Source organism: Sphingomonas sp. SORGH_AS_0438, from assembly GCF_031453475.1.
In the GTDB taxonomy this organism is placed as follows: domain Bacteria; phylum Pseudomonadota; class Alphaproteobacteria; order Sphingomonadales; family Sphingomonadaceae; genus Sphingomonas.
The window spans coordinates 1,614,434-1,629,725 of sequence record NZ_JAVIZS010000001.1; the positions used below are offsets into that span (position 1 = coordinate 1,614,434).

General features: G+C 68.3%; 11 protein-coding genes. 9 read left to right on the plus strand and 2 right to left on the minus strand.

What is annotated here, in order from left to right:
- Positions 1-2 precede the first annotated feature (2 nt).
- The 5 genes from xdhA to QE452_RS07490 are packed head-to-tail and all read left to right on the plus strand — an operon-like array spanning position 3 to position 7,081.
- Positions 3-1,409 (plus strand): xanthine dehydrogenase small subunit, encoded by a 1,407-nt coding sequence (xdhA, locus tag QE452_RS07470; protein WP_309658859.1) that lies wholly within the window; start codon positions 3-5, stop codon positions 1,407-1,409.
- A complete protein-coding gene (xdhB, locus tag QE452_RS07475) occupies positions 1,409-3,718 on the plus strand; it encodes a xanthine dehydrogenase molybdopterin binding subunit (RefSeq protein WP_309658858.1) in 2,310 nt (769 codons plus the stop codon). Before xdhA ends, xdhB begins: the two co-directional genes overlap by 1 nt.
- The gene (xdhC, locus tag QE452_RS07480) at positions 3,715-4,665 is read left to right on the plus strand and encodes a xanthine dehydrogenase accessory protein XdhC (protein WP_309658857.1); all 951 of its coding nucleotides are present in this window, start codon (positions 3,715-3,717) and stop codon (positions 4,663-4,665) included. Before xdhB ends, xdhC begins: the two co-directional genes overlap by 4 nt.
- On the plus strand, positions 4,662-5,951 hold the full coding sequence (guaD, locus tag QE452_RS07485; protein WP_309658856.1) for a guanine deaminase: 1,290 nt from the start codon (positions 4,662-4,664) through the stop codon (positions 5,949-5,951). The genes xdhC and guaD overlap by 4 nt, the downstream gene beginning before the upstream one ends.
- Positions 5,951-7,081 (plus strand): nucleoside hydrolase, encoded by a 1,131-nt coding sequence (locus tag QE452_RS07490; protein WP_405052748.1) that lies wholly within the window; start codon positions 5,951-5,953, stop codon positions 7,079-7,081. The genes guaD and QE452_RS07490 overlap by 1 nt, the downstream gene beginning before the upstream one ends.
- Here the strand turns inward: QE452_RS07490 and QE452_RS07495 are convergent.
- Positions 7,060-7,980: a LysR substrate-binding domain-containing protein gene (locus tag QE452_RS07495; RefSeq protein WP_309658854.1), complete on the minus strand. Its 921-nt coding sequence runs from the start codon at positions 7,978-7,980 to the stop codon at positions 7,060-7,062. The genes QE452_RS07490 and QE452_RS07495 overlap by 22 nt on opposite strands.
- Before the next feature lie 223 nt (positions 7,981-8,203).
- Between QE452_RS07495 and QE452_RS07500 the strand changes: the two genes are divergently transcribed.
- The 3 genes from QE452_RS07500 to QE452_RS07510 are packed head-to-tail and all read left to right on the plus strand — an operon-like array spanning position 8,204 to position 13,208.
- Positions 8,204-10,696 (plus strand): TonB-dependent receptor domain-containing protein, encoded by a 2,493-nt coding sequence (locus QE452_RS07500; protein ID WP_309658853.1) that lies wholly within the window; start codon positions 8,204-8,206, stop codon positions 10,694-10,696.
- 56 nt (positions 10,697-10,752) lie between these two features.
- Positions 10,753-11,853 (plus strand): purine nucleoside permease, encoded by a 1,101-nt coding sequence (locus QE452_RS07505; protein ID WP_309658852.1) that lies wholly within the window; start codon positions 10,753-10,755, stop codon positions 11,851-11,853.
- Positions 11,850-13,208, plus strand: a complete 1,359-nt coding sequence (locus tag QE452_RS07510) for an 8-oxoguanine deaminase (protein WP_309658851.1) — start codon at positions 11,850-11,852, stop codon at positions 13,206-13,208. Before QE452_RS07505 ends, QE452_RS07510 begins: the two co-directional genes overlap by 4 nt.
- Before the next feature lie 3 nt (positions 13,209-13,211).
- Here the strand turns inward: QE452_RS07510 and QE452_RS07515 are convergent, their stop codons facing one another.
- The gene (locus QE452_RS07515) at positions 13,212-14,618 is read right to left on the minus strand and encodes a nucleobase:cation symporter-2 family protein (protein WP_309658850.1); all 1,407 of its coding nucleotides are present in this window, start codon (positions 14,616-14,618) and stop codon (positions 13,212-13,214) included.
- Between the two features lie 358 nt (positions 14,619-14,976).
- Between QE452_RS07515 and QE452_RS07520 the strand changes: the two genes are divergently transcribed.
- Positions 14,977-15,291, plus strand: coding sequence for a PAS domain-containing protein (locus QE452_RS07520; protein ID WP_309729825.1), 315 nt, complete (start codon positions 14,977-14,979; stop codon positions 15,289-15,291).
- Position 15,292: the final 1 nt, after the last annotated feature.

Below are 15,292 nucleotides of genomic sequence, written 5' to 3' on the forward strand. Positions count from 1 at the left end.
CGATGACGATCCGTTTCCTCCTCGACGAGGCGATCGTCGAGATCGCCGATGCCGCGCCGACCGCGACCCTGCTCGATCATCTCCGCTATCGCCTGCGCCGCACCGGCACCAAGGAAGGCTGCGCCGAGGGGGATTGCGGTGCCTGCACCGTGCTGGTGGGCGAAGCGACGGGCGACGGCATCGCATGGCGGGCGGTGAATGCCTGCATCCTGTTCCTGCCGATGATCGACGGCAAGGCGGTGCTGACCGTCGAAAGCCTGTCGCAGGGCGGCGCGCCGACCCCGCTCCAGTCGTGCATGGCACGCAACGGCAGCTCGCAATGCGGTTTCTGTACGCCGGGCTTCGTCATGTCGCTCTATGGCCGCGCCGTCGGGGCGGCGGGCCATGCCCTGCCCGTCGCCGATGTGATCGCCGGAAACTTGTGCCGATGCACCGGCTATGGCCCGATCCTCGCCGCCGCGCGCGACGTGTCCCGGATCGAACGCGACGACCGACCATTGGCCGCCGCGCTACGCGACCTCCGGGCGGCGGATGCCCCCGAACCGTCGCAGAGTTGGTTCGCGCCCCGATCGGCCGACGCGCTCGCCGCGCTGCTGATCGAACGTCCGCACGCTCGACTGATCGCCGGGGCCACCGATGTCGGACTCTGGGTGACGAAGGGGCTGCGCGACCTCGATACGCCGGTGTTCATCGGCGACATCCCGGAATTGCGCACGATCGAGGAGGACGCCGCCGGGGTCACGCTGGGCGCGGCGGTCCGCTATGCCGAGGCCCATGACGTGCTCGACCGGCTGCATCCGGATCTGGGCGAGCTGGTGCGGCGGATCGGCGGGTTGCAGGTGCGCAATGCCGGTACCATCGGCGGCAATATCGCCAATGGCTCGCCAATTGGCGACGGCCCGCCCGCGCTGATTGCGCTCGGCGCCTCACTGACGCTGCGCCGGGGCGACCAGCGACGCACGCTGGCGCTGGAGGATTATTTCCTCGCCTATGGCCGACAGGATCGCGCACCCGGCGAGTTCGTCGAGCGCATCCACGTCCCCCGCCCCGCCCCCGACGCCATCGTCCACATCACCAAGCTGTCGCGCCGGTTCGACAGCGACATTTCGGCGGTCTGCGGCGCCTTCCACCTGACATTGCGCGACCGGACCATCGAGGAGGCACGGGTCGCGTTCGGCGGGATGGCGGCGACGCCGCGCCGCGCCCCGAACTGCGAAGCGGCGTTGACCGGCGCACCCTTCACCGAAGCCACGATCGCCCGCGCCGTTACAGCCTTGCGGGAGGATTTCGATCCCTTGACCGATGTGCGCGGCAGCGCCGGCTATCGCCAGGAGGCGGCCGGCAATCTGTTATGGCGGCTGTGGCACCGCGAGCAGGGGGAGCCGGTGTCGGTGCTGGGCGCGCTATGATGACCGACCGTGCCGCCGCCCCCGCCGCACCGGCCGCGAAGCCGTCGCTGCCGCATGACAGCGCGCTCCTGCACGTCACCGGGGCGGCCCGCTATATCGACGACGAAGCGGAGCCGACCGACCTGCTCCACCTCGCCTTCGGCCAGTCGACCGAAACCCATGCCGGGATCGTCGCGGTCGACCTGTCGGCGGTGCGCGCCGCGCCGGGCGTCGTAGCGGTCTTCACCGCCGCCGATATTCCCGGCCATAACGATGTCAGCCCGGTCGCGCATGACGACCGACTGCTCGCCGATGGCGAAGTGCTCTATCGCGGTCAGCCGATCTTTCTGGTGGCCGCGACCAGCCGGGGCGCGGCGCGACGGGCGGCGCGGCTCGGAAAGATCAGCTATGCGCCACGCCCCGCCCTGCTGACGATCGCCGATGCCCGGGCCGCCGCCTCGCGGATCGAACCGACCCAGCGGATGGCGCGCGGCGACGCCGTCGCTGCGCTGGCGACCGCGCCGCATCGCCGCTCCGGCGGCTTTACCATGGGCGGACAGGATCATTTCTACCTGGAGGGCCAGATCGCGCTCGCTCGGCCGCAAGAGGACGGCCAGGTCCATGTCAGCAGTTCGACCCAGCATCCCAGCGAGGTGCAGCATCTGGTCGCCGACCTGCTGGGCGTCTCGTCCGCCGATGTGACGGTCGAGGTCCGCCGCATGGGCGGTGCGTTCGGCGGCAAGGAAACGCAGGCCGCACCCTTCGCCGCCGCCGCCGCGCTGGTCGCGGCCAAGACCGGGCGGCCCGCCAAATTCTGCTGCGACCGGGACGACGACATGGTCCTGACCGGCAAGCGCCACGACTTCACCATCGACTATGATGTCGGCTTCGATGACGAAGGCCATATCCTTGGCCTGGTCTTGCGCCTCGCCTCGCGGTGCGGCGCGACGGTCGACCTGTCGCCGGCGATCAACGACCGGGCGATGTTCCATGCCGACAACAGCTATTGGCTGCCAGCGGTCGAGATCCTGTCCGAACGGCTGAAGACCCACACCGTCTCCGCCACCGCCTTTCGGGGTTTCGGCGGTCCGCAGGGGATGCTGGCGATCGAAAGGGTGATCGACGTCGTCGCCGCGTCGCTGGGCCGCAATCCGCTCGATGTGCGTACCACCAACCTCTATGGACCAGGTCGTGACGTGACGCCCTATGGCATGACGGTCGCGGATAATATCGCCCCCGCCCTCATCGCGCGGCTGCGCCGGGACAGCGACTATGACGCCCGCCGCGCCGCGGTGCAGGATTTCAACGCCCGCCACACGATCCTGAAAAAAGGCATCGCCCTCGCCCCAGTCAAATTCGGGATCAGCTTCACGACGACGCATCTGAACCAGGCCGGCGCGCTGGTGCATGTCTATGCCGATGGCAGCATCCAGGTGAACCATGGCGGCACTGAAATGGGTCAGGGCCTCTACATCAAGGTCGCCCAGGTCGTGGCGGACGTCTTCGCCGTACCGGTAAGCGCGGTGCGCATCACCGCGACGCGCACCGACAAGGTGCCCAACACCTCCGCCACCGCCGCCTCGTCCGGGGCCGACCTGAACGGCATGGCCGCGTTCGAGGCGGCGCGAACGATCCGCGACCGGCTGGCCGGCGTCGCCGCGTCGATCGGCGGCTGCGAACCGGGCGAGGTGCGCTTCACGCTGGAAGGCATCGTCGCGGGGACGGAGACGGTCCCCTTCGCCACCCTGTGTCGCAAGGCGCATCTGGCGCGCGTCTCGCTGTCGTCGACCGGCTTCTACGCCACGCCGCACATCGCCTATGATCGCGCCGCCCATCGCGGCCGTCCCTTCTACTACTTCGCCTATGGCGCGGCCTGTGCGGAAGTGGTGGTGGATACCTTGACCGGCGAACATCGCGTGCTGGCGGTCGATATCCTCCATGACGTCGGCCAGTCGCTGAACCCTGCGATCGACCTCGGCCAGATCGAAGGCGGGTTCCTACAGGGGCAAGGCTGGCTGACGACCGAGCAGCTGGTGTTCGCCGAAGACGGCCGGTTGCTGACCCATTCGCCCGCGACCTACAAGATCCCGACCGCCGCCGACCGCCCCGACCGTCTGTCGATCGCGCTGTGGGACGGCGAGAATGTCGAACCGACGATCAACCGGTCCAAGGCGGTCGGCGAACCACCGTTCATGCTGGCCCAATGCGTGCTGTCGGCGCTGGGCGAGGCGATTGCCGCCACCGCACCCGACCGGCGCGCCTTTCCGCCGCTCGACGCCCCCGCCACGCCAGAGGCGATCCTGCGCGCCATCGCCGCGCATCGCGCATGAGCGTCGCCTGGATCGACCGGCTACGCATGGCCACGCCGGACGCGCCCCTGGCCCTCGTCACGGTCCTCGCGACCGAGGGCTCGGCCCCGCGCGGAGCCGGCACGCGGATGGTGGTCGACCATGAAGTGTCGGTCGACACGATCGGCGGCGGTGCGCTGGAGCATCAGGCGATCGAACAGGCGCGCGCGATCCTCGCCCATCCGCCGGGTAGCTGGCGGATACAGGATTATCCGCTCGGCCCCCTGCTCGGCCAATGCTGCGGCGGGCGGGTCCGTCTGTTGATCGAGCGGGTCGACCCGGCGGCGCTCGATTGGATCGATGCGGCGGCGAACGGCACGACGCTGACCACGACGCTGCATCCGGCCGGCATCGCGCGTGCACCCGACCCGATGGCAGCGATCCTGCCGCTATCGGCGTGGGGCGAGCGCCCCGGCGTCGGCGCGACCTGGTCCGAACGGTTCGGCCGGGAACAGCGTCCGCTCTACCTGTTCGGGGCCGGCCATGTCGGTCAGGCGATTGCCCGCCGCGTGAGCGGATTGCCGCTGCGGCTGGCATGGTTCGACAGCCGGCCATCCCTGGCCGAGACGCCGGGCGTGACGGTGGTCGACGCGGATCGCCTGCCGGCCTGCCTGTCCGATGCGCCGGACGATGCAGCCGTCGTGATCCTGACGCACGATCACGGCCTCGACTATGCGCTGACCAAGGCCGCCCTGCTGCGTCCGCCCCTCGCCTATGTCGGGCTGATCGGCTCGGCGACCAAGCGCGCCCGGTTCCTCTCCCGGCTGATCCGCGAAGCCGTGCCGGCCGACGCGCGCGCGCGACTCACCTGTCCGATCGGACTGGCGACGATCCCGGGCAAGGAACCGGAGGTGATCGCCCTGTCGGTCCTTGCCCAGCTTCTCACCCTCGGCCACGCCGGGGCTGCGGCAACATCAGAGTATCCATGACCCTACGCCTTTTCCGCGCCGAACTGCTGTCGGTTTCGGCCGATCCCCGTGACGATCCGGATGCCATCCGGTACGAGCCCGATGGCCTGCTCGCGGTGGAGGACGGGCTGGTCGTGGCACGCGGCGATCATGCGACGCTCGCGCCGCGCTTCGCCGGAGTGCTGGTCGAACGCCTGCCCGGCATCGTCGTCCCCGGCTTCGTCGACGCGCATGTCCATTATCCGCAGATGGACCGGATCGCATCGCACGGCGAACAACTGCTCGACTGGCTGGAACGCCATATCTTCCCGGCGGAAATGGCGTTCGCCGACCCGCTCCATGCCACCAACGTGGCGGAGGCGTTCCTGACGGAGCTGCTCCGCAACGGCACCACCAGCGCGCTGGTGTTCCCGACCGTCCATCCGGGATCGGTGGACGCGCTGTTCGAGGCGGCGCTCGACCGGCGGATGCGGATCGTGTCGGGCAAGGTGCTGATGGACCTTGGTCCCCAAGACCTGCGCGACACGCCGCACGATGCCCGCGTCGATAGCGAGGCGCTGATCCGGCGATGGCGGGGGCGTGGCCGGCTGGGCTATGCGGTGACGCCGCGCTTCGCCCTGACCTCGTCCGACGAACAGCTGCACCAGGCCGCCGCCCTGCTGGACGCCTATCCGGACGTCCTGCTCCACACCCATCTGGCGGAGAACACCCACGAATGCGCGGCGGTGGCCGAACGCTTCCCGCACGCGCACGACTATCTCGACGTCTATGATCGGTTCGGGCTGGTCGGCCCCCGCTCGGTCTTCGCACACGGCATCCACCTGAACGATCGCAGCTGCGCCCGGATTGCCGAGGCGGGGGCCGGGATCGCCGTCTGCCCGACATCCAATCTCTTCCTGGGATCGGGCTTTTTCGACTTCGGACAGGCCGACGCCCATCGGATGCGGTTGGGCTTGGGCAGCGACATCGGGGCCGGCACGTCCTTTTCTCTGCTGCATACCGCGGGTGTCGCCTATCAGGCTGCGCTGGCCCGCGAAGTCCGGCTCGATCCGTTCCGGGCGCTCTACCTGGCGACTGGGGGCAGCGCCGCGCTGCTCGGCATCGCCGACCGGGTCGGCGCGCTGCTGCCCGGACAGGAGGCCGATTTCGTCGTGCTGGACGACGCGGCCACGCCGCTGCTCGCGCGGCGGACCGGCGGTGCCGATCTGGCGACGCGGCTGTTTGCGATGCAGGTGCTGGGTGACGACCGGATCGTGCGGCGCACCTATGTGCTGGGTGAATGCGCTTGGGATCGGGGGACGGGATGATGCGGGTAATGGGCCTTCTGCTATGGGGGGTGGCAGCGATGCTGGGCGCGGCGGCGCCGGTCCAGGCGCGGGCGGCGGAGGATCGCCGGATGGTGATCATCGACGACGAAGGCTTCGGCCTCGGCCATGTGATGCTGCTCGACGCCCCCGATGTCGAGGTGCTCGGCATCACCACCGTGACGGGCAATGTCTGGGTCAATCGCGCCACCGCCATGGCGCTGAAGGGGGTCGAGCGGATGGACCGGCATGTCCCCGTCGTGCCGGGCGCCACCTATCCGCTGGTCAATTCGGAGGTGCTGACCGAACGCTGGGAAAGCCTGTACGGCAAGCTGATCTGGAAGGGCGCGTGGATGCGCCAATGGGTCGAGCCGACCCAACAGAGCACGCCGCCCTATCACCGCGCCGACGATCCGGTCGACCTGCCCGGCGGCAATCCGACCACCCGCCCCTCGCCCGAGATCGCCGCCAATTTCCTGCTGCGCATGGTCCACGAACATCCCGGGCAGGTGACGATCATCGCGATGGGGCCGCTGACCAACCTCGCCCTGGCCCAGCGGCTCGACCCCACATTTGCGGGGCTGGCCAAGGAACTGGTCTATATGGGCGGCAGCTTCAATCCGCGTCAGATGCGCGCGGGCATATCGGCGGACCAGTTCGCGCGCGAGTATGTCCACTCCCCCCGCCGCGAATTCAATGCGCGCTTCGATCCCGAGGCCGCCAGCATCGTCTCGCGCAGCCCGTGGCGGCGCATCACCGTGGTGCCCGTCGATCCGGCAACCGCGACCGAGCTGACGCCGTCGCTGATCGCCCGGCTGCGCGCTGTATCGCCGCCTGCCGTCGCCGCCTGGATCGGCAGCCTCGAACCCGGCTTTCCGATGTGGGACGAGATCGCCGCCGCGATCTGGCTCGACCCGGGCATCGTCACCGGGCGGCAGAGCGCGTTCGTCGATTACGATACCCAGTTCGGACCCGGCTATGGCGACACGCTGTCGTGGAACGAGGGCTATCAGCCCGGTCTGGGCGAGCAACGCGCCGAGCTGGTCCGCACCATCGACCCTGCCCGGCTGGAGGCGCTGATGCTGCGCCTGCTGGCACGCCCCGCCCGGCGTCAGGCGGGAGGCGGAATGTAGGCGAACTGGGTGAAGCGCGCCTCGATCTCGCGCAGCACCATCGCGGCGGCATAGGAGGGCGTCCGCGCCGTCGCCGTGCACAGTGCCAGCGTCATGGGGCGCAGCACCTTGTCGACGATCCGGGTGAAGGCCAGCGTCCCCGCCCGGACCTCGGTCGTCACGTCGAGCGAGGTGAGGATGCCCAGGCTGCCCCCCTCCTGGACCAGCGAGGCGATCATCTGGATATTGTCGGACGTCACGCGGCGGTGGAGCGTGACGCCGGACGTGCCCTCCAGCACCGCCACCTGCTGGTGCACCGCCAGCGGCGCGGCGGGAAGGATCACGGACTCCCCGTCGCAATCGGAAAACCGGACGCCCGCCCGGCCCGCCAGCGGATGGTCGGGCGGCGAGACCACGCCGAGCACCACATCGACAAAGGCGCGCACCGTCAGATCCTGATAGGATTGCGGATCGAACAGGATGCCGAAATCCACGTCGTTGGCGGCGATCGCGCGGCGCACCTGCTCGTTGCCCAGCACGTGCACGCCGATGGTGATGCCGGGATGGGTCTGCTGGATCGCGTGGATGGCCGCGGGCATATGGCCCTTCGAAAGCGCATCGATCACCGCGATGTCGACATGGCCGCGCTTCAGGCCGCGCAGATCCTCGATCTGCGACAGCGTATCCCCCAGCTGTTTCTGCCAGCGCCCGCCCGCCGCCATCATCACCTCGCCCGCCGCCGTCAACCGCAGCCCGGTGGGCAGCCGCTCGAACAGCTGCACGCCCAGCCGCGCCTCGGCATTCAGGATCTGCCGGTCGATGGCCGAGGCCGAGACGGACAGTTCATCGGCGGCGCGCCGGATCGATCCCAGCCGTCCGACCGCCATGAAATACCGGATGAAACGAGAGAGCGCCGGCATGCGCTAATTTTTGCAACGGATCATCGTGATCATTGCGTTTGAATGCAACGAAGGCGCGCCGTAGGTCAATCGCCAAGTCGGCCTGCCGCGCGCGCCAATCGGCGATCACCCCCATGGGGAGGGGCGCGTGGCGTCGGACCGATACGTGATCATGGGAGAGGCGGGGAACATTGGCGACGGACCGAGCCGGGGAAACGGATCGGACGTCACAGGGGGGCTAACCATGACGATACGCGCTTGCTCGCATTCCACCATTTCGGACGTCCCGAAGCCGCCGCGCGGTGCCGGGCTCGCTCTCGCCGTGTCGCTGCTGTGCGGGACGGCGCTGGCGACACCGGCCTTCGCGCAGGACAAGGCGTCCGCGACGACGGCCGCCGATCCCACGGCGCAGGAGGGTGGCGAGATCGTCGTCACCGGCTCGCTGAACGCCCTGCCGGTCAAGGATGTTGGCTCGGTCTTCGGCTTCGACAAGACGCTGGTGGAGACGCCGCGCTCCGCCTCGACGATCAGCGACGAACAGATCGAACGGTTCGGCATCACCGACATCTATGACCTGGTCGCCCAGTCGCCCGGCACCTTCACAAACTCCTTCTTCGGGGTGGGCGGCGCGCTCGACATTCGCGGGACGCCGGGCGAGACCTATTTCCGGGGGGTGCGGAGGCTCGACAATGCGGGCAATTATCCGACGCCGATCGCCGCCGCCGACCGGATCGACATCGTGCGCGGCCCCGCCTCGCCCATCTATGGCCCGTCCAAGACCGGCGGCTATCTGAACTTCGTGCCCAAATCGGCGCGGGTCGCGGGTGGCGCGCTGCTGAGCAAGCCGACGGGCGAGTTGAGCTATACCGGCGGCAGCTGGGACCGGAACAACCTGCGCGCCGAGGTTCGCGGTCCGGCGCGGGTCCTGGGCGCCGATCTCGGCTACAGCCTCTATGCCGAAATCGAGGATTCCGGCAGCTATTACCGCAACATGTCGACCAAGCAGACGATCCTGCAAGGCGCGTTCGACCATCGGCTGACCGACCGGATCCGGGTCGAATTCGGCGGCCAGTTCCAGAATTTCAAAGGGCAGCAGAATGGCGGCTGGAACCGCCTGACCCAGAAGCTGGTCGACGACGGCACCTACATCACCGGCACCGCCAAGCCGCTCGACACCAATGGCGATGGCCAGATCTCGCAGGGCGAGATCCGGGCGGCGGTGCCCAACGGGCTGTCGATCTTCGGCAATTTCACCTGCCCCAACAGCACCTTCAGCCCCTTCGCCACCGGCTTCACCAATGCCTGTTTCACCCAGACCTATCCGCAGCTGAACCTGGTCAACACCGGCACCACCAAGCTCAGCCGCCGCGACGTGCTGACCGGCGTCAACGACAAGCTGCACAACAAGCAGACGACGCTCTATTACGACATCACATTCGACGGACCGGATGACCTGACCGTCAAGAACCAGCTGTTCTTCGACAACACCCGTAACATCAACAGCAACGATTACGGCTTCTCCCAGCGCGTCCATTCCTATGTGATCGAAGACAAGATCGTCCTGGCCAAGTCGGTGCAGACCAGCGCCGGCAAATTTTCGGCCCAGCTGTCGCCCTCGGTCCGCTACGTCAACTTCGACTATGGCGACGATTTCGACTTTGAATATTTCCACCGCGTCGACCTGACCCGGGGTTATACCCCGGCGTCGAACCGGCTGCTTTCGACCGAGTGCAATTGCGGCTATACCAACCGCGTCTTCGGCCATACGACCGACTATGGCATCGCCGCGCTGGTCGACCTGGACTTCTCCTTCGGCCTCGATCTGCTGCTGGGCGGCCGCTACGACAAGGTCGATGCCGCGTCGCGCTATGATCCGACGGTGATGGACCGGGCGCCGACCGTGACATCGGCCAAGGGCAGCGACGATGGCTGGTCGTGGACCGCCAGCGCGTCCTACAAGCTGCCCTTCGGCCTCATCCCCTATGCGACCGCGTCGCAGCAATCGACGATCGTCGTCGGCCAGGGTGCCGAAATCCTGCCCGAGGCGGTGCGGTCGGGCTTCATGTCGACCTCGCGCCTGTACGAAGGCGGCGTGAAGGGCAGCTGGCTGAACGACAAGCTCTATGCGGCGCTGTCGGCCTACAAGCAGAACCGGACCGACTTCAACATCCAGTCGATCACCGTCAACCAGGCGGTCGAGACGAAGGGCGTGGAGGCCGAGGCCCGCTGGGCGGTCGACCGCCATCTCCTCGTCACCGCCGCCTATACCCATACCGAGGTCGTCAACCTGACCGGCCTGAGAACCGGCACGCTGTTCAGCTTCTTCGGCATCGAGGATCTGGTCAACGTCACCGATCCGACCCTGTATCTGGGCGGCCAGCCGACCGGCCTGATCCCGATCGGCAATCGCAATGCCGCGCGCCGGGCGGGCATTCCCGCCAACCTCTACTCCGCCACCGCCACCTATGGCTTCGACAACGGCCTGTCGGTCAGCGGCAGCGTGGTGAAGGTGGACTCGGTCTTTTCGGGCCAGTCCCAGGCGGTGCGCCTGCCCGGCTATACGCTGGTCGACCTGTCGAGCTCGTACCAGACCGGTCCGTGGCTGTTCCGCGTCGTCGTCAAGAACGCGACCAATGCCCGCTATTTCCGCGCCAACTTCACGGAATTGTTCGGCAGCACCATCGTCCTGCCCGAACGTCCGCGCAGCTTCCTGGCGTCGGCCGTCTATAAATTCTGATGGTGCAGGCAGGGGAGCGGACGCGCCGCCTCCCCCGCCCCGCCGGAGTATCGATCATGCATGCTTTCGTCACCGGCCTGCTGCTTGCCGCCGCCGCCGCACCCGCCCTGCCGGCCCAATCCGCACCCGCGCCCGCCGCCACCGCGCCGCTCTGCGCCATCGCCGCGCCGTGCGCCAAGCCGCTGCCCGTGCGGATGGTCGTCGTCACCATGTTCGAGATCGGCAAGGACGAAGGCGATACCGCCGGCGAGTTCCAGTTGTGGAAGACACGGCGCAACCTGCACCAGCGCATTCCCTTCCCCCACGGCTTCCACGACATCTATTACAACCCCGAAACCCAGATTTTGGGCATCGTCACCGGCGTCGGATCGATCCGGTCGGCGGCGGCGGTCACCGCGCTCGGCCTCGACACCCGGCTCGACCTGTCGCGCGCCTATTGGCTGGTCGCGGGCATCGCCGGCATCGACCCCGAGGATGCCTCGATCGGTTCGGCCGCCTGGGCACGCTATGTCGTCGACGGCGATCTTGCGCATGAGATCGACGCGCGCGAAATCCCCGCCGACTGGAAAAGCGGCTATTTCCCGCTCGATCGCAAGGGGCCGAGCGACCCCACGCCGCCGCGCGCCGATGGCGGCGAGGTGTTCGCGCTCAATCCGCGCCTCGCCGAATGGGCCTTTCGACTGACCCGCGACGTGGCGCTGCCCGACGATCCCGGCATAGCCCGAGAACGCGCGCGCTATACCGACCATCCCAACGCGCGAAAGCCGCCCTTCGTGCTGATGGGCGATCAGTTCTCCGCCATGACCTTCTGGCACGGCGCGCTGCTCAATCGTTGGGCGAACGACCACACGCGTTATTTCACGCAGGGCAAGGGCAATTTCGTGACCAGCGCGATGGAGGAAAGCGGGACGCTCCAGGCCATCGACTATCTGTCGAAGATCGGTCGCGCCGACAAGGACCGCGTCCTCGTCCTGCGCACCGGTAGCAACTATACCATGCCGCCCCCCGGCGTCACCGCGGCCGATTATCTGCTGCGCGAGAATGAAGGCTATGCCGGCCTGAACGCATCGGTCGAAAGCCTGTACCGGGTCGGGGATCGGGTCGTGACCGAGTTGCTGACGCATTGGGATCGCTACGGCACGACCCCGCCCCAATGACGCTCACCGTCCTGCATTCGGCCGCCGCGCTCGTCACGATGGACGATGACGCGCGCGAGATCGCCGATGGCGCGATCGCGTGGCGCAACGGGGTCATCACCGCCATCGGCACCACCGAGGCGCTCGCGTCGCTTCGGCGGGGGGCCGACCGCACGATCGACGCGCGGGACTGCGTGGTCACGCCCGGACTGGTCAACACGCACCACCATCTGTTCCAGTCGCTGACCCGCGCCGTACCCGGCGCGACCGACGCCTCGCTATTCGGCTGGCTGCGGCGGCTCTATCCGATCTGGACGCGCTATCGCCCCGACGATGTCCATGCCGCCGCGCGCCTCGGCCTGGCCGAGCTGGCCTTGTCCGGCTGCACGCTCAGTACCGATCATCTCTATCTCTATCCGAACGGCGTCACGCTCGACGACACGATCGCCGCTGCGGGCGAGATCGGCCTGCGCTTCCACCCGACGCGCGGCAGCATGAGTGTCGGCGAAAGTGCCGGCGGCCTGCCGCCCGACGCATTGGTCGAACGCGAGCCTGCCATCCTGGCCGACACGATACGGGTGATCGACCGGTTCCACGACCCTGCCCCCGGCGCGATGGTCCGGATCGGGGTCGCGCCATGCTCGCCCTTTTCGGTCAGTGAGGGGCTGATGCGCGATGCGGCGCTGCTCGCCCGCGACAAGGGCGTGATGCTCCACACCCACCTGGCCGAGGATGAGGACGATGTCGCCTTCTCCCTGGCGCGCTTCGGCTGCCGCCCCGGCGTCTATGCCGAACGGCTCGGCTGGACCGGCCGGGACGTGTGGATGGCCCATGCCGTCAAGCTGGACGTCGACGAGATCGCGCTGTTCGCCGCGACCGGCACCGGCGTCGCGCATTGTCCCTGCTCGAACTGCCGGCTCGGTTCCGGGATCGCGCCGATAAGGCAGATGCTCGCCGCCGGCGTACCCTTGGGGCTGGGCGTCGACGGATCGGCCTCCAACGACAGTGGGAATCTGTTGCAGGAGGCCCGGCAGGCGCTGCTGCTCCAGCGCGTCACCGGGGGCGCGGAGGCGCTGTCCGCTCGCGCGGCGCTCAGATTGGCGACGCGCGGCGGCGCCGAGATACTGGGACGCCACGACTGCGGCGCGCTGACGGTCGGCCGGCGCGCCGATCTGGCGGTGTGGGACGTGGCGACGGCCGCCAATACCGGCGCATGGGACCCCGTGGACGGGCTGGTGCTTTGCCCGCCCGCCGGCGTGCGCGATCTGGTCGTCGAGGGGCGGACCATCATATCGGGCGGCGAGCTGCGGAGCGCCCCGCTCCCCGCGATCCTGGACCAGGCCCGCCAATCGATCGCGCGGCTTCGCGACCGCTGATCGCTACGCCATCGGGTCGTCCGTGCTGGCCCGGCCGGAGAAGAAGGCGTTCAGGCCGACCGCGCTGATCGACGCCAGCACGATGCCCGAATGGAGGAGCGGTGCCAGCGCATCCGGCATCGCCTGGAAGAAACGATCGGACAGGACGGGGATCAGTCCGACCGCGATCGACACCGCGATGGTCACCAGCCGTTCGAACGTCAGTTCGACCGACCCCAGGATGCGGATGCCGGTCGCCGCGATCATCCCGAACATGACCAGCGCCGCACCGCCCAGCACCGGCAGGGGCACCGCCGCGACCAGCGCCGCCAGCTTCGGGCAAAAGCCGAGCGTGAGCAGGATCACCCCCGCCCCCGCACAGACGAAGCGCGACCGGACGCCGGTGATGCTGAGCAACCCGATATTCTGTGCGAAGGAGGTATAGGGGAAGGTATTGAACACGCCGCCCAGCAGCGTGCCCGCCGCATCCCCACGCAATCCCCGCACCATCTGGCGACGGTCGACCGGTCGGCCGACCATCTGCCCCGCCGCCATGAACATGCCGAACGATTCGATCATCACGGTCATCATGACGAGGCACATCGCGATCGATGCGGGCAGTTGGAAGCTCGGCAGGCCGAACTGGAACGGACGCACCAGCGCGAACCACGGAGCCTCCCGCACCGGGGTCAGGTCGACATGCCCCGTCGCCCCGGCGATGATCGTGCCCGCGACCGTGCCGACCAGCACGGCGCCGCTCCGCACCAGGCCATGGCCGAACCGCATCAGGCACAGCACGACACCCAGCGTCAGCAGCGCCAGCAGCAGATGGGCCGGCGCGCCATAGCCGGGATCGGTCGGCTGTCCGCCCCCCGCCCAGTTGATGCCGACGCGCATCAGGCTGAGGCCGATCGACAGGATCACCGTCCCCGTCACGGCGGGGGGAAACAGCCGCGACACCCGGCCGACGAACGGCGCGATGAAGAATCCGAACACCCCCGCGACGATGACCGCGCCGTAAATGCCGCGCAGCACCTCCTCGGCCGGCGCGCCATCGGCTCTGCCGGCGGCGATCATCGCCAGCATCGGGCTGATCGATGCGAAGGTCACCCCCATCACGATCGGCAGGCGAATGCCGACCAGGGGCAGCCCCAGCGTCTGGATCAGTGTGGCGAAGCCGCAGGCGACCAGATCGGCGCTGATCAGCAGCCCCAGTTGCGCCGGCGGCAGATCGAGCGCGCGGCCGACCACCAGCGGCACGGCCACCGCCCCGGCATACATGACCAGCACATGCTGCAAGGCCAGCGGGACCAGGCGCCGCGCGGGCAGAACCGCGTCCACGCCATCGTCGATCCGGTGGCCGGCGGGCGCGGCGGACGGCTCGGCCCCCGCCTGTCCTGCCAGGGGCAACTTCGTTGTCGCCGATTGCATGGGCTGGGTCTCCGTCGATCCGCTATGTGATGAGGGTCATCGTATCGACATCGAACCTGTCGCCACCAGCACCGTTTCTGGAACGAAGCGATCGAGAAAAGGCATCACTCGCCATGGTGCGGCTCGGGGGCTCAGAATCGCGGGATGGTCGGACCGGCGGTGTTCGTGCCCGGAAAAGAAGCGCGCTGGTCGCGCCCCATCGGCAACCCCCAGTGCAAAGGCATTGAATTTCGGCTGGAAATCCGACGGTCTTAGCGGGCGGTTAAATATTGGTCCGGCATGTAGCGCTGAACGTGGAGTGCTTGTACCGGTGTCAGACGCTAGTTTTGAGACGGTCGCGATCGGCGACCTCGATGGAATGACCGCGGACGAGCGGGATGCCCTGCCTTACGGGGTGGTCGGCTTCGACGCAGACACGATCGTCACCATCTATAATGCGACCGAAGCGCGCATGTCCGGTCTCGACCCGTCCACGGTGCTGGGCGTGCCCTTTTTCGAGGCGGTCGGCCAATGCATGAACAACTTCATGGTAGCGCAGCGGTTCGAGGACGAAGCCGCGATCGACGACATCATACCCTATGTGCTGACCTTGCGGATGCGCCCGACCAAGGTCCGCCTTCGCCTGCTGGCCGACCCGGACGGGCCGCATCATTATATCCTGATCGAGCGATGAG